Source organism: Paenibacillus planticolens (genome assembly GCF_013141725.1).
Lineage (GTDB): Bacteria > Bacillota > Bacilli > Paenibacillales > NBRC-103111 > Paenibacillus_E > Paenibacillus_E planticolens.
This window is the reverse complement of sequence record NZ_WHNZ01000022.1, coordinates 41,172-63,965: the sequence shown is the minus strand read 5'-3', so window position 1 is coordinate 63,965 and position 22,794 is coordinate 41,172. Positions and strand designations below refer to the sequence as shown.

General features: G+C 45.3%; 16 protein-coding genes and 1 riboswitch. Of the genes, 12 read left to right on the top strand and 4 right to left on the bottom strand.

What is annotated here, in order from left to right:
- The first annotated feature begins 1 nt into the window (after position 1).
- The 9 genes from cntD (at position 2) to GC097_RS11435 (ending at position 14,609) form a co-directional block, all read left to right on the top strand.
- Positions 2 to 826: a staphylopine uptake ABC transporter ATP-binding protein CntD gene (gene cntD, locus GC097_RS11475; RefSeq protein ID WP_171683445.1), complete on the top strand. Its 825-nt coding sequence runs from the start codon at positions 2 to 4 to the stop codon at positions 824 to 826.
- On the top strand, positions 813 to 1,559 hold the full coding sequence (locus tag GC097_RS11470; protein WP_171683444.1) for an ABC transporter ATP-binding protein: 747 nt from the start codon (positions 813 to 815) through the stop codon (positions 1,557 to 1,559). Before cntD ends, GC097_RS11470 begins: the two co-directional genes overlap by 14 nt.
- A 17-nt stretch (positions 1,560 to 1,576) precedes the next feature.
- Complete coding sequence (gene cntE / locus GC097_RS11465) at positions 1,577 to 2,755, top strand: staphylopine family metallophore export MFS transporter CntE (RefSeq protein WP_171683443.1); 1,179 nt, start codon at positions 1,577 to 1,579, stop codon at positions 2,753 to 2,755.
- A gap of 358 nt (positions 2,756 to 3,113) precedes the next feature.
- Positions 3,114 to 3,770: an ArsR/SmtB family transcription factor gene (locus GC097_RS11460; RefSeq protein ID WP_171683759.1), complete on the top strand. Its 657-nt coding sequence runs from the start codon at positions 3,114 to 3,116 to the stop codon at positions 3,768 to 3,770.
- Between the two features lie 87 nt (positions 3,771 to 3,857).
- Positions 3,858 to 5,117, top strand: a complete 1,260-nt coding sequence (locus GC097_RS11455) for an MFS transporter (protein ID WP_376768384.1) — start codon at positions 3,858 to 3,860, stop codon at positions 5,115 to 5,117.
- A gap of 133 nt (positions 5,118 to 5,250) precedes the next feature.
- Positions 5,251 to 5,424 carry a hypothetical protein gene (locus tag GC097_RS11450; protein ID WP_171683441.1) on the top strand — a complete coding sequence of 58 codons (174 nt, stop codon included), beginning with the start codon at positions 5,251 to 5,253 and terminating at the stop codon, positions 5,422 to 5,424.
- 360 nt (positions 5,425 to 5,784) lie between these two features.
- Positions 5,785 to 5,876: riboswitch (cyclic di-GMP riboswitch) on the top strand.
- 92 nt (positions 5,877 to 5,968) lie between these two features.
- The gene (locus GC097_RS11445) at positions 5,969 to 12,775 is read left to right on the top strand and encodes a non-ribosomal peptide synthetase (protein ID WP_171683440.1); all 6,807 of its coding nucleotides are present in this window, start codon (positions 5,969 to 5,971) and stop codon (positions 12,773 to 12,775) included.
- Between the two features lie 145 nt (positions 12,776 to 12,920).
- The gene (locus GC097_RS11440) at positions 12,921 to 13,262 is read left to right on the top strand and encodes a hypothetical protein (protein WP_171683439.1); all 342 of its coding nucleotides are present in this window, start codon (positions 12,921 to 12,923) and stop codon (positions 13,260 to 13,262) included.
- 81 nt (positions 13,263 to 13,343) lie between these two features.
- A complete protein-coding gene (locus GC097_RS11435; RefSeq protein ID WP_171683438.1) occupies positions 13,344 to 14,609 on the top strand; it encodes a methyl-accepting chemotaxis protein in 1,266 nt (421 codons plus the stop codon).
- A 45-nt stretch (positions 14,610 to 14,654) separates the two neighbouring features.
- Here GC097_RS11435 and GC097_RS11430 read toward each other — a convergent pair whose 3' ends face one another.
- Positions 14,655 to 15,389 (bottom strand): 4'-phosphopantetheinyl transferase family protein, encoded by a 735-nt coding sequence (locus GC097_RS11430; RefSeq protein WP_171683437.1) that lies wholly within the window; start codon positions 15,387 to 15,389, stop codon positions 14,655 to 14,657.
- A gap of 184 nt (positions 15,390 to 15,573) precedes the next feature.
- Here GC097_RS11430 and GC097_RS11425 point away from each other — a divergent pair, with 184 nt between their 5' ends.
- On the top strand, positions 15,574 to 16,737 hold the full coding sequence (locus GC097_RS11425) for a DUF4317 domain-containing protein (RefSeq protein ID WP_171683436.1): 1,164 nt from the start codon (positions 15,574 to 15,576) through the stop codon (positions 16,735 to 16,737).
- Between the two features lie 204 nt (positions 16,738 to 16,941).
- On the opposite strand, the gene GC097_RS11420 is transcribed toward GC097_RS11425, so the two are convergent.
- Positions 16,942 to 17,091 carry a hypothetical protein gene (locus GC097_RS11420; protein WP_171683435.1) on the bottom strand — a complete coding sequence of 50 codons (150 nt, stop codon included), beginning with the start codon at positions 17,089 to 17,091 and terminating at the stop codon, positions 16,942 to 16,944.
- A 27-nt stretch (positions 17,092 to 17,118) separates the two neighbouring features.
- Here GC097_RS11420 and GC097_RS11415 point away from each other — a divergent pair, with 27 nt between their 5' ends.
- Positions 17,119 to 19,470, top strand: coding sequence for a heavy metal translocating P-type ATPase (locus GC097_RS11415; protein ID WP_281364290.1), 2,352 nt, complete (start codon positions 17,119 to 17,121; stop codon positions 19,468 to 19,470).
- 77 nt (positions 19,471 to 19,547) lie between these two features.
- On the opposite strand, the gene GC097_RS11410 is transcribed toward GC097_RS11415, so the two are convergent.
- Together GC097_RS11410 and GC097_RS11405 are read right to left on the bottom strand one after the other, a co-directional pair.
- Positions 19,548 to 20,576, bottom strand: coding sequence for a cytochrome d ubiquinol oxidase subunit II (locus GC097_RS11410; RefSeq protein WP_171683433.1), 1,029 nt, complete (start codon positions 20,574 to 20,576; stop codon positions 19,548 to 19,550).
- Entirely contained in the window at positions 20,573 to 21,922 is a 1,350-nt protein-coding gene (locus GC097_RS11405) for a cytochrome ubiquinol oxidase subunit I (protein WP_171683432.1), read from the bottom strand. Before GC097_RS11405 ends, GC097_RS11410 begins: the two co-directional genes overlap by 4 nt.
- A 391-nt stretch (positions 21,923 to 22,313) precedes the next feature.
- On the opposite strand from GC097_RS11405, the gene GC097_RS11400 reads away from it, so the two are divergent.
- A complete protein-coding gene (locus GC097_RS11400) occupies positions 22,314 to 22,688 on the top strand; it encodes an ArsR/SmtB family transcription factor (protein WP_171683431.1) in 375 nt (124 codons plus the stop codon).
- Positions 22,689 to 22,794 lie beyond the last annotated feature (106 nt).

The window sequence follows — 22,794 nt, the reverse complement described above, 5'->3', positions numbered from 1 at the left end:
CATGCCTATCTTGGAAGCCCAGCATCTGAAAATATGGGATGCGAATACAAGCGAAGTCCTTGTATCGGACAGTTCCTTTTCCTTGAAGCAAGGAAGCTGTCTGGCTATTGTTGGTGAAAGCGGAAGCGGGAAATCGCTGACTTGCCGAGCACTCATGAGATTGAATCGGCCTTGGATGCTGCAATCCGGCGATGTCCGTTTTAAGGGCGAAAGTCTGATGTCGCTCTCGCCGAAGGAGATGAGAAAGAAAAGAGGCAAGCACCTCTACATGATTGTTCAAAACGGGATGCGCGCCTTTGACCCTTCCTGTGTGGTTGGTGTCCATGCGAGAGAGATGCTGGCTCAGCATTTCAACTGGAATAAGAAAGACATCGAAGAAAAAATGATCCATGCGATGAAGAGTGTCATGCTCAAGAATCCATTGGAGATGATGAACAAATATCCCCATGAGTTATCGGGCGGGATGCTCCAGCGGATGATGATCGCTTTAGCGCTTGTCATCGAGCCCGAGATCATCATTGCCGATGAACCGACGACAGCGCTCGATACCATCTCGCAATTCGAGGTTGTAGAGCAATTGATTCGTCTGCGGGAGAGAACTGGCTGTTCCATGATTCTAGTCTCTCACGATCTCGGAATTGTCAAGAAGATTGCGGATGAGGTTCTGGTCATGAGGGACGGGGCTATTGTTGAGAACGGCCAGATTCCTGCTATTTTTACAGAATCGCAGCACCCTTATACCCAATATCTGGTGGCTAGCCGATTAGCACTCAGCTCCCATTTTAAAAAAATCATGGAGGAGAGGGTACTGCTTGCTAGTCGTTGACAGCGTTGAGAAATTGTATCGAAAAGATGGATTCTTTTCCACAAGAAAGCAACACATTTTGGAAAACATTACTTTTTCATGCGGCTATGGCGAATGTCTTGGGATTATTGGCGAAAGCGGAAGCGGCAAATCGACGTTAGGGCGGTTGATTGCCGGAATTGAGAAGCCTGATCGCGGATCCATCTTATTGGAGGGGAAGAACGTTGCGGATCGAACGGTCCGCTCAGGCAATATCAGCGTGGTTTTTCAAGATTATACCTCGTCGATTAATCCGTTCTTTACCGTTGAACAAGCGATTATGGAGCCGCTGAGCCTGCGAAACAAGGGGATCACGGAGAATCACAGCAAACTGGACCATCTCTTGCGTCAAGTTGGCTTGCCCTCGTCCTATCGGATGAAATATCCGCATGAGTTATCGGGTGGGGAGGTTCAGCGCGTCTGTATTGCCAGAGCGATATCAACGGAACCCCAGTGCATCGTACTGGATGAAGCGATTAGCTCTCTAGACGTATCCGTCCAAACGCAAGTGCTCGAGCTGCTCCAAGATTTAAAGGACATCTACCGGATGAGCTATATTTTTATCACGCATGATATGCAGGCTGCCGCCTATCTTTGTGACAGAGTGATGATCTTTAGAAATGGGAAAATCGAAGAAATCGTTCCCATTGAACAATTGCAGCATGTACAGTCTGCGTATGCAAGAACCTTATTGCAGAGACAAATCACGTTTTAATGTAGGAGGAAGACATTTTGACCGGAGCGTTGTCCTGGCCTTTTGTACGTTTATATGTGCTTGCTCTTCTCTTTTTCAGCGCCAATGCCATACTGAACGTCATCATTCCTTTGCGGGGGGAGTCGCTGGGAGCCAGCAATACAGCCATAGGCCTGATCATGGGGGCGTACATGTGTACGGCGATGCTATTCCGCCCATGGGCAGGAGAGATCATCAAACAGCAAGGTCCGATCAAAGTATTGCGTATCATTCTTGTGATTAACGGGCTCGCGCTGCTCCTGTATACCTTCAGCGGTTTGGAAGGTTTTTTGATTGCTCGCATACTCCAGGGATGTTCGACGGCTTTTTTTTCAATGGCTTTGCAAATTGGGATTATCGATGCTTTGCCAGAGAAAGATCGTTCTCAGGGCATTTCACTGTATTCCTTATTTACGTACATGCCCGGCATTCTTGGACCGCTGCTGGCGATCGGCATTTGGCAAGCGGGAGGGATTAGCTATTTCACCATCCTGTTGGTTGCCATTGCAGTCGGCACCGGCGTATTTGGCTACAGCATTCGCATGGAAAAAGAGAGGAAGCAGCCTGCTGAAAATCAGACGGAGCGGAGATTTGGCGTAGTCCAATCCTTTAGTCAGTTGTTAAAAAATCCGTATTTGTTCAAATGCAGCGTCTTAATGCTGGCAGCTTCAACTGTATTCGGCGCGATTACGAACTTCCTACCGCTGTATGCCGCGCAGTTGAAACATGGCAGCGCCGGCATCTATCTTATGCTCCAGGCCGGGGTCGTGGTCTTGGCCCGTTTTGCTTTAAGAAAAAAAGTCCCGTCAGATGGGAGATGGCACTCTTTCTTTATCATGAGCATCATGCTCATCTTGGCGGCAGCAGCACAGTGCGTAAGCTATTCCGTTGAAGGAGGGATCTTCTTTTTCTATGCGGGCGCCGTGCTTATGGGAATATCTCAAGCGCTTCTTTACCCGGCGTTAACTACCTATTTAAGTTTTGTTCTGCCGCAGATGAGCCGCAACGTGCTCCTAGGTCTATTCATTGCGATGGCTGATCTGGGCATGTCGCTGGGTGGAGTTCTCATGGGGCCGATCGCTGATGCTACTTCTTATTCATTTATGTATATGATTTGTGCGATGATTGGCGTAGTTATGATTATTTTTGCTTATGATCGAAGGAGAATGACTAGTTGAATGTTAAAGGAGCTAAGCAACTGTATGTGCTTAGCTCCTTTTGCTTTTAGAGCTGATTGCCTCTTTCTTGAGTGTGCAGCCAGCTTGGCCCAGTGATTAGGAGGAATAGCCTTCCCTCAGGCATTGATAGGCAAAGTTGTGGGAACTATAGGGAGCTATTTGTGCTAAATGGGCTGATTGTTGGCTGCAGATGGAACTACAGGGTCTGATCCGAGATATATCACGGGTACTAGCGCCGTTACTACACTAAAGGGCAGATTAATTTCAACGAAGTTAATTCTTGACAATACAAGAAGGAACCCTTACATTATAACTATTCAATAAAACAATTGAATAGTTGAGGTGTAGCATATTGGATATTGAACGAATATGGAAGGATCAGTTGTATCTGGAATTTGCCCGTATTGGAAAGTGTTTATCTAGTCCTAAACGCTTGGAGTTACTTGACATGCTTTCTCAAGGACCCAAATCTGTAGAACAGCTCGCAAAAATAACAGGCATGAGTGTCGCTAATGTATCCCAACATTTACAAACGTTGCATGAATCAAGATTGGTTCGATCCCAAAAACAAGGTAACTTTGTGATATACGGAATTGCTGAAATTTCTGTTGCCGATTTCTTGGTGTCATTACATCGTCTTAGTGAAAAGCAACTTGTGGAGGTCCAGAAGCTTAAATCAGAAATCTTGCTAAACCACGTTACTATGGAGCCTATAGCTTTAGAAGAACTGCTCGAGCGAATGGACAGAGGAGAAGTTCTATTATTGGATGTCCGACCAGAAGATGAATATGCTACGGGCCATATTTCAGGCGCTATCTCTTTACCAATGGAAGAGCTGGAGAAGCACCTAGCGTCATTACCAGTGGATAAGGAAATAGTAGCTTATTGCAGAGGCCCCTATTGTCTAATGTCCGCTCAAGCAGTTGAAATCTTAAAAAGTAAGGGAATCAAAGCATCACGTTTGGAAGAAGGCGTACACGAATGGAAACGCTATGTGGGACATTCAAATATGTGATTCAAGGAGAACATATTACACCTAGAAAGGTGGTTCTAAGCGATGACGCATGAATCCCAATTAATTGACAGTCATATTCGGCCATATATGGATTCCACAGATATGCAAAGGAAGCTGTATAAGCGCTCCTTATTCATAGTAGTACTATCTCAAATTTTCGGGGGCGCTGGTCTTGCCGCTGGCGTAACGGTCGGTGCTCTTCTCGCTCAAGAAATGTTAGGAACCGAAAGTTTTGCAGGTGTTCCTGCTGCTTTGTTTACCCTTGGCTCAGCAGTGGCTGCCTTTTTGGTAGGTCGACTTTCAGAACATTACGGGCGAAGGTTAGGGTTGGCTGCAGGCTTCTTCACAGGTGGCCTAGGTGCACTAGGAGTAATATTGGCTGCAGTAAATAATAGTGTAGTACTTCTGTTCATATCGTTACTTATCTACGGTGCAGGAACGGCAACTAACTTGCAAGCCCGTTACGCGGGAACAGACTTAGCTAAGTCTAATCAGCGGGCTAAAGCAATTAGTATCGCTATGGTTTCGACTACAATAGGCGCTGTTGCAGGCCCTAATATGGTGGATTTTACAGGGAATTTTGCAACTTCTATTGGTGTTCCAGCGCTTGGAGGTCCGTTTCTCCTAGCTGCTGCTGCTTATACTCTCGCAGGAATGGTCTTCTTTATTTTTCTGCGGCCCGATCCATACGTCGTTGCAAAGGCTGTATTTGAAGCGCAACAATCTTTGGATCAGAAAGTTGATGAGGGTACAGGGGTTCAAAAAAGCACCACCAGCGGCTTGATTGTAGGAGCAACAGTAATGATCTTAACTCAAATCGTTATGGTTGCAATAATGACAATGACTCCAATCCACATGAAGCATCACGGTCATAGCTTGGGAGAGGTAGGATTAGTAATTGGTATTCATGTAGGCTCCATGTTTTTCCCTTCACTTATTACAGGAGTTCTGGTTGATAAAATCGGTCGAACAGCCATGTCAGTTGCATCGGGGGGTGTTCTATTACTTGCAGGTATAGTAGCCGCAGTTGCTCCCCCGGATTCTATGGTGGTATTGGTTATTGCTCTATCGCTGCTCGGAATCGGTTGGAATTTTGGCTTAATCAGTGGGACAGCAATCATTGTAGATGCAACTGATCCAACAACACGTGCAAAAACTCAAGGAACGATTGATGTTTTGATTGCGCTTGCTGGGGCCACGGGTGGAGTGATGTCAGGCATGGTTGTAGCTCATTCAAGCTATGCGACGTTATCGCTTGCTGGGGGAGGACTTGCCCTTCTGCTTATACCAGTTGTCATATGGTCTCGAAGTAAATCAAATGTACCGGTACTAAATAATAAAACATGACGGCAGCCGACACACGAAAAAAGCTCAATATTCTCAATCAATTAAGTTCATATCAAACTCAATTCAAACAAAATATTATGTTTACAACGCCCAACTTATGTTGGAAACTGAAGGTATATGGGAGGTGAACAATTTGAAAGTAAAGAACAGCGTAGTAGTTTTTGACGATAGTAAAATGCAAGCGTTAAGCAATAAAGTAAACGAGTGGTTGCATAGTACTGGAATGGACAAAGATATTCACTCTGTTGATTTTATTGCAAATGATCATCATCGTTACGCCTATATTTGGTACAGTGAAAAGATATAATAAGCAGAAGCACTCCATCGGGGGTGCTTTTTTTATAGAGGAAAAAGTGAAAATCTCATAACTTTAAGGTATCTATTCGCTTAGTAAATTGCCACACATTGTGCGCCTGCATATAGGTTCTGTTCCAGCAGTTGGTTTTCGTACGTCTTATTGGTGCTTTAATACTATTGATTGAGTGCAAAATGAGTGCTACCTCTGCTGCTTTGTATGACGAAATTCCATCATATTCGACATAATTTGCAAAATCTTTAAAATTGAAAGCGTTGTCAATTATGAATTGTATTGAAAATTACATATGAAATGGTAAAATGGAAAAGGTCAAGAGGTAATATATGCTAAAATAAGACAAGTATAAACAATTGAATACAAGGGCAAATTCGGCGGAAGCCGAAGACGCAAAGCTACAGGGGCTAACATGAACGTCGTCGTTCATCAGCCAGCCAGCTGCCAAGACATTGCTTGTTCAGTAGCTAAGCAACTCTTTTTGGCAGGGTTGCTTTTTTTGCGCCCACTAAAATAACAAATAGAGAAGGAAGTGGAAGAAATGGCTTTGGTCCTTATCAATCAGAACGACACCAAGGAATATTGGCAAAACAAATTATACAGTGAGGATCATAAAACATTTCTCGCTCCAGACCCGAAACCGATAGACCTAACCGTGGTATCTTCCTTAAAACGGTTGTTCAAAAAGCAGGCCATGCCCGCATTTCGCAAGGCATCCGAACTAGCGTGTGTGGAACTATCCACGGTATTGTATACGGCATGGTTCGTATTGCTCCAGCGCTATTTAAACACAAATGAAGTTTGCTACGGCGCTTTTCTGCCAGGCGAAGACAAAATAATTGCTGTTCAGATGAACACAGCTTTGGCACTTTCCTTAGATGAGACGGTGCTGCAAACACAAGCCCTCATCGATCACGAGCGATCGATGTCACTGACGATTGGCGAGCTTCGTGAGATCAAAGAGAAGGCAGGACATGAACTGCCCTTCAACACGGTTGTGGGCATGGGCGGGGATTCCGGGTTCGTCAAAGACGCCCCTGTGCAGGGAAATGATCTGTTTCTGCGGTTTACAATAACGGAAACGATTGAGGTGGAGGCGTTTTATCGGGAATGTGCATTCGAGGCTGCAACCGTAGATCGTATGCTCGGCCATTTAGAAAATATCGCGCTGGCTTGGATCAATCAGCCTCAAGCTGCCATCGAATCCATTGATTATATAAGCTCAGAAGAAAAGGAAATCTTGCTGCAAGCGTTCAACAGCACACAGTTTGAATTCTCATCGGATGCTGCGATCCACCGGCTGTTCGAAGCACAAGTAGAGCGAACGCCGGACCGGTCGGCTGTAGTTTGCGGTGAGGAGACACTGACTTACAAGCAATTGGATGAGCAATCCAACCGATTGGCCCGAATTCTCGTCAGGGAAGGAATCGGAACAGGTGACATTGTTGGCATCATGGCCGGCGCTTCTACGCAGATGATTGTCTCGATTCTCGGCATTCTGAAGGCAGGGGCGGCTTACTTGCCGATCGATCCGAATTATCCGGCCGAACGAGTACGGTTTATGCTGGAAGACAGCCAGACACGTCTTATGTTAACGACACCCGGCATTCGCCCGGAGGTTGCTTTCCAAGGAGAAGTGTGGTCCGTTAACGACGAATGGCTGAAGGCTGAAGAAGCTTCAGCGAATCCGATTGAAGTGAAGCCGACCGACTTGGCCTATATCATCTACACGTCTGGTTCAACAGGAACGCCGAAGGGTGTTATGATTGAGCACCGATCGCTAGTGAATTTGGCTCAGTGGCACCAGAAGTATTTTCATGTGACAGAGCTTGACCGAGCAGCCAAATATGCAGGTTTTGGTTTTGATGCTTCCGTTTGGGAAATATTCCCTTATCTCATTTCAGGTGCGTCTCTCAGCATGGTTCCCGATGAAATTCGCCTCGATAGCGAAGAACTGAATGCCTTTTTCCATCAACAAGGAATTACGATCAGCTTTTTGCCGACTCAGCTATGTGAGCAGTTTATGGGACTGGAAAACACCTCCTTGCGTGTGCTGCTAACAGGCGGAGATAAATTAAAGACTTTCCGTGCAAAAAGTTACGAGCTATTTAACTGCTACGGTCCGACCGAAAATGCCGTCGTAACGACCTCGCACAAGGTGACGCAGCTGACGGATAACATTCCAATCGGCAAACCGGTTTATAACAGCCAAATCCTCATTTTGGATGCGGCAGGCAAGCTGCAGCCGATTGGCATGGCCGGCGAGCTGTGCGTGAGCGGTGCCGGCCTCGCCCGGGGCTATTTGCACAGACCCGACCTGACTTCGGAGAAGTTCGTTTCTCACCCGTACGCTCAGGGTGAGCGCATGTATCGGACCGGTGATCTTGCCAGATGGCTGCCTGACGGCACGATTGAATTTCTCGGACGCATCGACCATCAGGTGAAAATTCGCGGTTTTCGTATTGAAATCGGAGAAATAGAACAGCAGCTTCTGCAGCACGATGCGGTTAAAGATTGCGTGGTAATGGCTCGCGAGGATCAGAACGGTGCCAACTATCTATGTGCGTATGTAGTTGTTCCGGAGAGCTGCACGCACCGGGAGCTTGCCGACTTTCTGTCTATTCGCTTGCCGGACTATATGGTTCCAGCACGTTTTGTGACATTATCCAGCTTGCCCGTAAATGCCAATGGCAAAGTAGACCGACGTGCGCTGCCAGAACCTGAGCGAGCGGTAGAATCGGCTGTGTCTACGCCGGCAGCGAACGAAACAGAAAGCCAACTCATAGAGTTATGGCAGAAGATTTTGGGGCTTGCCAATATTGGCGCTGATGAACGGTTCTTCGAAATCGGCGGTCATTCCCTGCAAGCAGCCTTACTGCGTGGACAAATCGAGCAGCGTTTCGGCGTGCGATTGCCGATCACCGACTTGTTCCAGTATACGACGGTCAGAGAACAAGCATTGAGAATTGCCGGAATGAGCCGTGCCGACGCAATCCGTCCCGTTATCGAGCCGGCGCCGGCGATGGAGCATTATCCTGTTTACCCGGCTCAGCGTCGTATGTATCTGATAGAGCAAATGGAAGGCGTCGGAACTGCCTACAACACGCCAATGCTGCTTCGTATCGAAGGCAAGCTTGATGTGGGCAGGCTGGAACAAACGATTCAACAGCTCATTGACCGTCACGACATGCTGCGCACCTCTTTCCAATGGGTCGGAGAAGAGATTCTACAAACAATTAGGGACTACATTCCGTTCAGGCTGCAAGTTTTTACAGCTGGCGCTACAGAAGTAGCAGACATCATGCGCGAATTCGTGCAGCCTTTCGATCTGGAAGAGGCCCCTTTGATGCGGACCGCTTTGGTTTCCTGCTCGGACGATCTGCATTACTTGCTGCTTGATTTCCACCATATAGCCGTGGATGGCGTCTCGATGCATCTGTTTTTCGAAGAGTGGAGCAAGCTGTACGGAGGGGAAGAACTCCCTGCGCTCTCCCTTCAGTTTAAAGATTTTGCCGTATGGTACGGGAAACAGGAAAATGTAACTGCCCGAAATGCCCTGCAAAATTACTGGAAGTCGGCGCTGGCGGGTGAAATCCCGATTCTGCATCTGCCAACCGATATGGAGCGTCCGCTCGTTCAGAGCTTCAAAGGAAATACGGTTTCGATTCAGCTCGAAGCTGAAATGACGGATGGTTTGAAGAAGCTTGCAGCTTCCTCCGATACGACGCTGTATATGATTTTATTTGCTGCTTATAACGTGCTGCTTGCCCGTTATTCCGGGCAGGAGGACATCGTTGTTGGCGCTCCTTTCGCTTGTCGTACTGAAAATGAGATGCAGCATATGATAGGCATGTTTGTTAATACGCTGCCCTTGCGGAGTTATCCGGAAAAGAATAAGTCGTTCTCCGTGTTTTTGCAGGAAATCAGAGCTTGCGTTCTCGGCGCTATTGAGCATCAGGAATATGAGCTGGAGCACCTGCTTCAGGATTTGAACATACCTCGCGTTCCCGGGCGGAACCCGTTGTTTGACACCTTGTTTGTTATGCAAAATACAGGACGAACCGCACCGTCAATGGAAGGATCCGAGGTAACGGTAGCCCCATACGTGGAGCCGATTGCCAAATATGATCTGATGGTGGATGTCAATGAATCGGAAGCGGCTGTGCGCATCGATTTCCAATACTGCACAGATTTGTTTAGACAGGACACTGTGGAACGGATGATCCGGCACTATATCCGCATTCTTCAAGCGGCTGTTTCGTCGAGTCAGCTGCAGCTGTCGGAAATTGTTTTGCTGGACGAGACGGAAGTTCATGAGCAGGTCTACGGCTTGAACGATACGGCTGTTCCGTACCGTAAGGAAGCGACTATTCAGACGTTGTTCGAGGAACAGGCGCTGCAGACGCCGGATCATCCCGCTCTTGTATTCGGGAACGAAAAGCTGACATACCGGGAGCTGAACGAGAAGGCTAATCGTCTGGCCGGAACGTTAATTGATAAAGGCATTCAGGCCGATGAAGTCGTAGGACTCATGACCGATAGATCGCTGGAGATGATTGTTGGACTGCTCGGCATTCTAAAAGCTGGCGGCGCTTATGTCCCTATCGATCCGGAATATCCGCAAGATCGAGTGAACTATATGCTATCGAGCAGCGGGGCAAGGCTGCTGCTGACGCAAACGCATTTGGCCGGCAAAACAACATTTGAAGGCGGAGAACTGTACCTGAACCAGGAATCAGTCTATAGCGAGCAGGCAGATAATCCTCAAAACCGCAGCAAAGCGCACAATTTGCTATATGTTATTTATACGTCTGGAACGACAGGCAAGCCGAAAGGTGTCATGCTGGAGCACGGCAATATGGTGAATTTGCTTCAATATGAATTTACGCAGACTAACGTGGATTATAGCGGGAAAGTGCTGCAATTTACGACACTGAGCTTTGATGTATGCTCACAGGAAATTTGGTCCACCCTGCTTGCGGGCGGTACTTTATATTTAGTTACAAACGATACTCGCCGTGAGGTTGGCAAGCTGCTTCAAGTGATTGAAGACGAAGGAATCAATATTCTGTTTATGCCTGTTTCGTTTCTCAAATTCATCTTAAACGAGAAGGAATACGCAGACCGGTTCCCGACTTCGGTTCGCCATATTATTACGGCTGGCGAGCAGCTTATCGTTCCGGAGAAGTTCAGGGAGCATTTGCGACGTTATCAGGTGTATTTGCACAATCACTACGGGCCTTCGGAAACTCACGTGGCCACAACGTATACGATTGATCCGAACGGTGATATTCCGGAAATTCCGCCGATCGGCCGACCGATTGCAAACACAAGCATTTACATTCTAAACGATCGTCTGCAGGTTCAGCCGCCGGGAGTGCCAGGCGAGTTATATATTGCGGGTGATTGCGTAGGCAGAGGCTATTACGGCCAAGATCATTTGACAGCGGAACGTTATTTGCCGGACCCTTATGCAGAAGAAGGAAGAATGTACAAAACAGGCGATTTGGCTCGATGGAATGAAGACGGTACGCTCGAGTTTCTAGGAAGACTGGACCATCAGGTGAAAATTCGCGGATTCCGTATCGAGCTGGGAGAAATCGAGAACACGCTGCTCAATTATGCAAGCGTCAAAGAATCGATTGTGTTAGCCAAAGAAGATGGCAGCGGAGGCAAATACTTATGCGCATATATCGCTGTTGAGGAAGAGCTAAGCGTCATGGTACTGCGGAGCCATCTGGCTGAAAGCTTGCCGGATTACATGATTCCTTCCTACTTCGTACAGCTGCCGGCTTTGCCGTTGACGCCAAACGGCAAGATCGACCGCAGGGCCCTTCCCGAGCCTGAGCTGGGACAATTGCATTCGGGCAGCGATTATGTAGCGCCACGGACAGAGACGGAAAGCCGGATTGCAGAAGTATGGCAGGATCTCCTTGGTGTAGCCCGAATCGGCATTCACGATAATTTCTTCGAACTGGGCGGACATTCGCTTAAAGCGGCGGTCATGGTAGCCAGACTGCAGCAGCAGTTTGAAATCGGCATTAACGATGTGTTCGAGCATCAGACGATTGCCGCTTTGTCTGCCAAAGTCAAGACGACGAACAATCGACTAATGGATAAATTAGCGCAGCTGAAAAATGCTCACAACGCCCAATCCGCTCCTTCCTTTGACGATAGCAAGGAAGTTTATCGCTTGAAGAATGAGAAGTATGACAATTTAGATGTGACAAAGAAAGTTGCATACAGCCATGTGCTGCTGACTGGCGCGACCGGATATTTAGGCATTCATCTGCTGCGCGATATGCTGAGCACGACCTCATGGACTGTCCATGTTATCGTACGAGGAGATTCCGACGAGCAAGCTGCCCACCGCATGAAAGAGAAATTGGCTTTCTATTTTGGCTCACTCGTGGATGAGGCTATGCTCCGCAGGATTAAGGTGTATCGGGGAGACCTGACGCAAGAGCGGTTTGGTTTGCCGGAGGAGACCTATCTGGAGCTGTCCCGCACCGTTGACGGCATTGTGCATTCAGCAGCAACAGTGAAGCATTATGGGACTTACGACTATTTTGAACAACACAACATTATTGCTACTGACCGGCTGCTAACATTCGCTGAGTTGAACCAACGCAAGGACATTCATCATATTTCTACCCTAGGCGTGGCATCGGGCACGATCGCAGGCGAGTCAGCCGTTTACTTTACGGAGTATGATCTTGATCTTGGACAGCAGTATGAGAACTATTATGCCAAAACGAAGCATGAAGCCGAGCGAAGAGTAGTTCTTGCCAGAGAAACGGGCATTCGATCGAGCATTTACAGAATCGGCAACATCGTGTTTCATTCCGAAACTGGAAAATTTCAAGAAAATATCGGGGAAAACGCGTTCTACACGATGATTCAATCGTTCATCCGGCTTGGCATGGTGCCTGAGATGGAACCGGACACGGATTTCTCATATGTCGATGCGGTGAGCAGGGCGATTGTACTGCTTATGCAGCCAGAAGCACTGCAGAATGAGATTTTCCATCTATTCAATCCGCATCGCGAAAGCTTGCACCGCATTTTGGCAGACGGACGGTTGGAGTGGGACGTGAAGCCAGGATCATTCGAACAATTCATCGATTATATGACGGCGAAATACGAGGCGGACGACTGCCGAGATGAGATCGAGAAGATTATGCTGCACTATGGCTGGCTGGAACAGCATCATAATGAGACGGTATTCGAAACTTCCGTAATGAAAACCGTTGCCGCATTGAACCTGCTCGGCTTCTCATGGAAAGCTGTTGAGCCCAAGCAGATCAACGCTATGATCGCTTACTGCAAAGAGGTTGGTTTCTTATAATTCGACATGTATTATCTAAAAAATACATAATTCGACATTGTTCCTTTCATAAAACTGCTAAATACGACAAATTTTTCTTTACTTCAAAGTAAATTTTGGTAAAATCAAAGTAGTACTTATTTTAAACACTTCAGGAGGTAAGACCATGTTTCAAATTTCTTACGACCAAGCAAAGAACAGAATTACTGTTAAAGTACAAAGCATCACGATGGAAGAAGTAGAAACGTATATACAGGAATTTAATAAAGTCCTTACTCAAGTAAAACCAGGCTTTACTGGCTTAACTGACTTGAGCGAAGGCAAATTGTTCACTCAGGAAGTAGCGGTGGCGTTAGGGCCGCTGGGAGAGCTGTCCGTTCAAAAGGGCCTTTCTAAATGGGCTTACTTTACAGGATCCGCTGTCTCGAAAATGCAAATGAAACGGATGTTTGGAGATATCGTCCTTTCCTTCGAAAAATTGGAAGATGCGGAAGCATACTTGAACTAAATGACTGTATTTGAAAAAAGCCTGGGTTCCAGGCTTTTTTCAAAATTAATGTAAAAAAAAGTTGTTGGGTTGGTGTATACATTGAATTCTTTTAAAGATTCTTTTAAAGATAAACAGATCATTATCTCTTCATCGGTCATAGCGCTGCTGCCGTTTGTCCTGTCATTTCTGTTTTTCATGCCTGGAAGAGGCTGGGCTTCCTTCTTGATCGGTATTATTGTGGTCGCTCTCGCGTGCTTCGGAGGAGCTTATGTGGTGATAAGCCGTGCCAAGCGTCATGCGGAAAGCGACCTGATTCTTTTAGCGGCTGAAATTAAGCGTGTGGCCGATGGGGATTTATCGGAAAGCGAATTGAACTTCAGCAGCACGACAACGCAGGAGGCTGCACACGATTTCCATCGGGTGTCACATACGCTGCAAGAAGTTGTTGGAGGAGCAGAGAATTTCGTGACTGACGTTAATTCAGCTGTTGATCTGGTGAAGTCAACTTCGGAAGTAGGACACTTTGTTGCGGACCTTATTAGCGAATCAACTCGAAACGTGGCGGAAGATTCTAAGAGGCAGATGGAAGTTCTGCAAACCACCGTTAGAACGATGACGGAGATTTCCTCCGCCATTCAGCAGATTGCCAGCAGTTCCGACGAAGTAGCAAGCACTTCCGGTGAAACATCCCATAAGGCGGCCATGGGCGGAGAAACGATTCAGCAAGCAATTGCCCAAATCACCCAAACGGATGAAGCTTTGGAGAGAATGCTAGTGCAAGTGAATCGACTTGGAGATCGCTCCAAGGAAGTAGAGACCTTCGTTTCGGTCATTACGGAACTGTCCAGCCAGACGCATCTGCTTGCTTTGAATGCTGCGATTGAAGCAGCACGCGCAGGTGAATACGGCAGCGGGTTTTCCGTTATTGCAAGCGAAGTGCGCAAGCTGGCCGAGCAATCAGCGGAATCTGCGAAGCAGGTGAGACTGATTAACGGTATGATTCAACAAGAAGCGAATGAAGCTATTCTTTCTTCCGCAGATGTGGCAGCGGATATGAAGAAAGGGCTTGATTCGTTGAATCACGCCGGTACGACATTCTTGTATATTCAAACCTCGATCGAAGAGGTGAGCACGCAAATTCAGGAAGTATCTGCAGCCGTAGAGGAAATTTCGGCACATACAGAGGAAGTGACCGATTCCCTAGGTCAGACAGAGAAGATCTTCGACAATGCAAGATCGGAAATGGACAATATCCGTGCAGCGTCCGAGGAACATTTCTCCTCCATGGGTCAAACCTTGGAAGCGGCAAACACATTGTCTACGTTGACCGACGAACTGAAGCGCAAAATCAACACAAAACGATAATATGAACGCTGACTCATTCGGGTCACAGGCTATGATGAATCGTCGTCATAGTTTGTGACCCGAAGCTATTTGCGCGGAAACATGAAGTGACACCTGGTCTAGAAGTTCGTTCGACGTCATTCTGGTTACTTTTTCAGGCAGCGAAGAATGAGCGCTGCAGACGGAGAGTTTGTAGGCATCGCCGAGCGCATACTGTTTGAAATGCCAGTTTTGATTGCCTTTACGCGTATGAACGGTAATGAACGGTTCCAACTCTATCCAGAAAGAGTCAAGCGGAATAGACAATCCTTCCCCCAGCGCCTTTATATAGCTTTCTTTGAGCGTCCACAAGTCATAGAAACATTCTAACTTTCGATGTCCTTCATAAGAGGATAACAATTGAAGCTCTGTGCTTGAGAAAAAAGAAGCAGCTGCTGAGATATCGATTTCCTTGATTTGCTCGGCATCAACTCCGACAGCTTTCTCTCCAATGATGAAGACAACCCAATTCCCCGAATGAGATAAATTAAAATGGATATCGGGGAACATAGGCAAGTACGGTTTGCCGTATTTATTTTTGTGAATAACAATGGCTTGCAAAGGAATTGAACACAATTTGCTTACATGAAATCGAATTAATAATGCACCTAGTAATGCGCGATCACGATCATCTTTTGTTTTATACTTCATAACCGAATTTCTGTGATCTTCAGGCAATAACGCTAAGTAGTTGTCGAACGTTTCATCTGGTATTTCATTTTCTATCTGTACAGCAATCAGAAACGGTTTCACGTTATCCATCCAACTTATCACCATTCATCGTGTATTTGTTTTATGGCATTTTACCATAAATTTGCTGTATTTTCATGCCATTGCCCAGGAAGATAGATTTTCAAAATTGTTGTGAAATCTATAATTATGAATTAACATACAGGAAGTAGTTTTGGTTAGGCCATTTCACTTCTTAGGAGATGACTGAAGGATCATGATAAAGAAAGAAATCGCACATATTCGCAAGCAATTTAAATTGGATAACGAGATGCTTCGCCTATACGACATTTTTAACGTGTACATTATGAAGGAAACCAACGAGATCTATCATTACGAGCGTCAGCCTTTCGCCCTAGTGGACAGGGAGAAACAGGAACTCTATATGGCAAACTTTAAAAAACTGCTGACCGGTGAATTAGATCATAAGCTGTACGAGTTAAAGTTTCAGGAGGAAGCGGAACAACCTACGCAGGTGCTTCTTCACCAAGGCTTGGTGACTGGCAATCCGGAAGAGTGGCAAGATCTGATGCTTTTGTTAGTGGAGAAGATGCTGGCGGACACCACATACGAACAGGATACGGTGATTACTTTCGTCCGCGGGCAATATTCCAAGCCGACAAAGGCAAGGAACGATGAAGCCGAGGAGACCGGAAAGGACGAGATGTTCGCGAATCTGTTCATTTTGTGCAGCGTGAATTCCACGGAACAACAGCGGAAAACGCTCATGTTTGATTATGTCGAGAGGGAATTTAAGTATAATGTCTTCGTAGATCCGATCGTCAAATTGAATACGCCGGAGCAAGGTTTTTTCTACCCTAGCGTGACGGACAACTATTCCGACGTAAATCGTATTCTGTATTGCGCGGGGAAAGCGCATGAACCGAATCCACAATTCATCGAGCAAGTCTTAAATGCCGAGAAGACCGTGACGGCGCTCGAAGAGAGAGCCATTTTTGAGGAAATCGTGAAGGAAGTGGCGGGCGAACATCTGGATGCTGCTACGATCGCTCACGTGTACGAGGAAATTCATCGGGTCATCGAGTCCAACGAGGAGGAAGAGCCTGCAAAGCTGGATTATAAAGATGTGGAACGCATGCTCGCGGTGAGCGGCGTGGAGGACGTGACGATGGAAAAGGTGGAACGAGCGTTCCAAAACATCGTTGACGACAAAAATTATGAACTTAAAGCGAGCAGCGTTATTCCGAAGTTTACTTCGAAATCGATTAAGATCGAGACGAAGGTGGCCACGATTTCGGTTAGTCCGCAAGATTTGAAGTACGTGAGACAGGTGAATTATCAAGGGAAAAGATGTATTTTGATCGAGGTTGACGAAGACGTCGTGATCGAAGGATTTACGCTTAATACGGAGACGTTGTAGAGTAGGGAAAGTTAATGATTACACAGAGGGGATCCAACATTGGATCTCCTTTTTTATTGTTATCTTTAGGTTAATAACAATTGACATAATAAGGAGATCGACATAATATAAAATCAACACATGAACATTTAATCATATATTAATGGATAATGAGGAGTATGATTTCTGATGTCTTCAAAAACCTCTTGTTGCAATGACGAAGATTCAAAAAATGACTTGCACCATAAACACGGATGCGAAGGCACGCATCGCCATGACAATAAGCACCACCATGACCATGTGCATGAGGATCAGCCTAATCACACACATGATCATAACCATGATCATAACCATGATCATCACCACGATCATCATCATGGTGACTCATGTTGTGGGAACACACTGGGTGATACGGTCAATCGAACGGTAACGCTTGAGGGCATGCATTGTGCGGATTGCGCAGTGAAGCTGGAGAGATCTGTATCTCGTTTAGAAGGGGTAAAGCAGGTTTCGGTTAATTTTGCCACGGCCAAGATGAGCCTTGCGTATGTAGAGCCGATTGTTAATTTTGGGATGATTACGAAACAAATAAATAACTTAGGGTATCGGATCCAGCAACAGTCACTATCGAATCAAACCTCTGTCTATCGGATAGATGGAATGGATTGCGCGGATTGCGCGCAAAAATTAGAGAAGCGGGTTGGATCGCTTCCGGAAGTTAACCAAGTAACGGTTAACTATGGAGCGGCTAAGATGACCGTTGAACATAACGGAACAGCGTTTCAAAGCATCGTACAGACGGTACAGCAGGCAGGATACACGGCAATGCTAGATACAGGGGGCGCGCGGCCAACGGACGAATTAAGCTTCTGGAGGCGTAATAACAAGGTTCTTCCTACTTTTTTATCAGGGCTATTGTTTGCAATAGCTTGGGGCTTATCATTGGGGGCCTTCGTAGAAGAGATCTATTCAACGGTAATATACGCTGCAGCTATCGTTATTGGCGGATTCCGCATTGCGAGAACAGGATTTTATGGTTTAAAGTCACGTACAATCGGAATGGATCTGCTCATGACTGTTGCAGCAGTCGGAGCTGCTCTGATCGGGCAGTGGGAGGAAGGCGCAGCAGTTGTATTTTTGTTCTCATTGGGTGAAACATTAGAAGCATTCACCATGGATCGGACTAGAAAATCTATCCGGGGGCTGATGGATTTATCTCCGATAGAAGCTTTAGTGCGCAGGGATGGTCATGAGTCTATTATGGCGATTGAAGATATCCGAATCGGTGATACGGTTATTGTTAAGCCGGGTGAGAAAATAGCGGTAGACGGAGTCATTATCAGCGGCACTTCATCGATCAACCAGGCCCCAATTACAGGAGAATCAATCCCTGTGGAAAAAGCTGTTGGAGATGAGGTCTTTGCAGGAACAATTAACCAACAAGGAGCAATTGAAGTTCAGGTAACGAAGCTGTCCAAAGATAATACATTGTCCCGCATTATTACGATGGTTGAAGATGCGCAGGCTCAAAAAGCTCCTTCGCAGCGGTTTGTAGATATTTTTTCTAAATATTACACGCCAGCAGTTTTGATTATTGCAGTTGGAATAGCCATTATACCTCCTGTATTTTTTGCACAGCCTTTTCAAATGTGGATTTATCGCTCACTTATGATGTTGGTTGTCTCTTGCCCCTGTGCATTGGTTATCTCCACCCCTGTTTCCATTGTGTCTGCAATAGGAAACGCGGCGAGAAATGGTATCCTCATTAAGGGAGGCGCACATTTAGAAAGATTAGGAGCCGTTTCCGTTGTAGCTTTTGATAAAACAGGTACATTAACCGCGGGAATGCCACAAGTAACAGTCATTATTGCTCTTGATGGACGGACTGAGGATGACGTTTTATCCTTAGCAGCTGGTATTGAGTCTTCATCTGAACACCCTGTGGCTGAGGCAATTGTTCGGCTTGCAGAACAGAAGGGTATAAGGATGAAGGGAATTTCGTCTTTTACTTCGGTAACCGGCCGTGGGGTTAAAGCCACCCTTGAGGGTGAGGAATATTTTATTGGCAGTCCAAAATGGTTTGCTAACGAGTTGAATGTTTCGATGGATGGAGTCAATGAAAGAATAAATCACTTAGAGCAACAAGGACAAACGGTTATGATGATGGGGACAAATGAGAAACTAATCGCTATTTTTGCTGTAGCGGATGAAGTTCGTCCCAATAGTAAGTCTACGCTGGAACAACTAAAAAAGATTGGAATCAAGAAAACGGTGATGTTAACCGGGGACAATCGTGGAACTGCTCAGGCGGTTGCTGCAAAGCTTGGAGGAATCGAATACTACGCCGAGTTGCTTCCACAAGACAAAGTTTCTTCGGTCAAAGAATTAATGACGAATTATGGTCATGTAGCCATGCTGGGTGATGGAGTAAATGACGCACCTGCTTTAGCGACAGCGACGGTCGGTATCGCCATGGGTGCCGCGGGCACGGATACGGCCTTAGAGACAGCAGACGTGGCTCTCATGGCGGATGATCTATCCAAACTGCCCTATGCGATTCGTTTAAGTCGGAGAGCATTAAAAATTATTAAACAAAATATTGCTTTTTCACTGCTAGTTAAAGTTGTTTTTCTGGTTATGATCTTTCTCGGAACTTCAACGCTATGGATGGCCGTATTGGCGGATACAGGCAGCTCACTCATTGTTATTGCTAACGGGATGAGATTACTGCAGAAGAACAAACGACTGTCTTAAATGCTGTAGCACCGAAAAAAACAATAAGCGTGGCAGGTCAAGGACTCTCTTTCGTCCGGACCTGCTTTTTTTTCAATTTAATTTCCTTTCTTTATTAATTTCCCTTGTACATAATCGGCATCGAACAAAAATAAACGCATAAGCAAAAAGAGTGAAGGGACTAGAATAATAATCCCAGCGATAAAGGAAATAACCAAAGCAGTTCCCATCGTTTGGTTTGTAAAGTTCTCATGAATGGTGATGTAAGGGTATAAAATGTAGGGTAAGTGGGCTTTCCCATAGCCAAAGAAAGCAAAAGCAAATTGCAGAAGCACGAATATGAACGATAAACCAAGCTTCATCTGCTTCCAAAGCAGATAAACGGCAGCCAAAAAGCATAGAAACGATGCTCCAAACATCCAGCCAAGGGTAAGCATGTTGCTGTAATGTTCAGGATTTTGCTGATTAATCGTGAAAAAGGCAATAAAACTTGCAAGTATGGTAGGTCCACTCCAGAAAAGCGCATAGCCGCGTAAAATCTTAAATGCGGGTTTATCTTTTGCTCTGTATGCGTAATACGAAAGGAACATGGAGGAAATATAAAGAACACTGACCAGTGACAGTAATAGGACTGACCAAGTATAGGGATTGCTGAGAAGCCTTTGCCAGTTAAACTGAATCAATCCATTTTGTTCAATAATGACTCCACCTTCGGAAATGGTAAGTACTGTCGAAAGAGTTGCAGGGATAAGCAAGCCTGTTGCACCATAGAGGAGCATATACATTTTGTTATCCTTGGAACCGTAGTTGCTGAAGGCATAGTAAGCTCCTCTTATGGCAAGCAATATGATTGCAATACTCCCTGGTACAAGCAGTGCTGTACCATAATAACGCGCTGTTTCTGGAAAGAATCCAACCATTCCGATATAGAAAAAAACCAAGAAAACATTCGTCACTTCCCAGACAGGAGAAAGATATCTTTCAATAATGTTATGAATGATATGCTGTTTCATTGTTATTACAGAATAGTAGCTGAAGAAACCTGCCCCAAAATCAATGGAGGCAACAATTAAATACCCGTATAAAAAGATCCACAAAACCGTTATCCCAATTAGTTCAAGGCTCATTTCTTGATCCTCCCTCCGACAATCCCGAGTGCTATCAATTCGTCTGCAACATTGTTTTTTCTAAAGAGCTTGGATAATACTTTGACCGCTGTAAGTGCTAAAACGAGATAAAGTAAACAAAAAAGAAGCAGCATAGTATCCACGTGTTGAGATGTAGTAGCGGCATCAGCCACTTTCAGATACCCTCGTAAAATCCAGGGTTGACGACCAACTTCCGCATAAAACCACCCGCATTGAATACCAAGCATGGAAAGAGGTCCGCAAATAGCGATAATAGCAAGAAGCCATCTTGGGTAAGGCTTAACGGATTTTTTTCGTGCGTACCACAGATGTAAAATCGCAACAACAATCGCGAACATACCTATAGCAACCATAGCATCAAAAAAATAATGAACATATAAGGGAGGACGAAGATCAGGTGGGATTTCATTAAGGCCTTTGACTTCCGACCCGGGAGTTCCCCCCGCTAAAATACTAAGTGCATATGGAATTTTCAAAGCATATTTAATCTCATTATTGTCAGTCAGTATACCACCTAAAATGAGCGGCGCATTTGCTGTCGTTTCAAAATGCCACTCTGCTGCTGCGAGTTTTTCAGGTTGATTTTTAGCTAGAAATTTGGCTGATAAATCACCAATAAGAGCTGTAGAAATGGCGAAAATAAGACCGGCTGTTATTGTCAATTTTAAAGCCTTCTTGGCGTATAAGATGTCTCCCTTTTTCCTGAGAAGGGAGTAGGCTGCAATAGCTGCCAAAATAAATGCGCTGGTCATGTAAGCAGAGGAGAGCACATGTGCAACTTTGGTCGGCATAGAAGGATTAAACATAGCTAATATAGGTCGCACATTCGTAATTACCCCGTCTTTCAGTGAGAATCCTTGAGGGGTATTCATAAATGCATTTACTGTAGTAATAAAGAAAGCTGAAGCGGAGGAGCCGATTACTACAGGAACGAGTAATAAGAGATGGTGCATTGGTTTTAATCGTTCCCATGTGTACAGGTAAATGCCAAGGAATATAGCTTCAATGAAAAAGGCAAAGGTCTCTAAGAACAAGGGAAGCGCAATGGCCTGTCCGGCAATTTCCATAAACGTAGGCCATAAGAGACTGAGTTGAAGGCCGATTGCTGTACCGGTAACTACACCAATAGCAACGGTGATAACGAACCCTCGCGCCCATCTTCGTGCCAATAATGTAAAGTAGGGATCTTTGCGCTTAATGCCGGCTAGTTCAGCCAACATAATCATGACAGGAACACCAACGCCGATTGTTGCGAAAATGATATGAAACGCCAAAGTGGTCTCGGTAAGTAACCGGCTATAAAATACGGAATCGTAAGCAGGCACAGGGGTTCATCACCTTTCAATTTTTTAATGATTAAAGCAATTTACGAATAAATGAGACTAACATGACTAACGCAACACCGAACATAAGGTACATCAGCCGTCTTTCATGCTTTCGGAATGGTTCCAAGTCGTATCACCTACTGGTTAATTTATTCGGATATGGAATTAGTGTAATCTAAGACTTGTGATTATTTTCACATTATGTGTGAATACGGATTGAACAAAGTTTTACAACTTTAAAAACGGAAAATTGAACATTGTGAAAATAATTTTGTATATTATTTGAACCTTCTGCATATGTAACGTTAAATTATGGCGCAGAAAAAAAAACGGATTTCTGTTATAATGAAAAGTAAATCGTAAGTTTTATGATCAGAAAGCGAGAAGGTATATGGAAGAGATCTTATCAAAAACCATACAAGATCAATGTGACGACACTTGTCATGGAACTTCAAATATTGACGTGTTAAAAGAACAATTGATCACAGATCAGATTGTTGGTGGGTTAGCTGAGGTGTTTAAAGCACTCGGGGACCCCACAAGACTAAAAATTATTCACACCTTGTTAAATAAAGAGTTATGTGTTCATGACATCGTACAAGTATTAGGAATGGGCCAATCTGCTATTTCTCATCAATTAAGATATTTACGCAATTTGCGAATTGTCAAACGGCGTAAAGTTGGCAAGACCGTATATTACTCCCTGGATGATGAGCATATTGAGCAAATTTTTGTGCAAATGCTTCAACATGTGAAGCACAGCTAAAGGGGACTATCAGTTAAATGAAAAAAATGGGTTTTCGTATTGAATAAGGTTGGATAAGTGGATTTATGAACCGGGACTCCGTTGGAGTGCCGGTTTGTTTTTATAC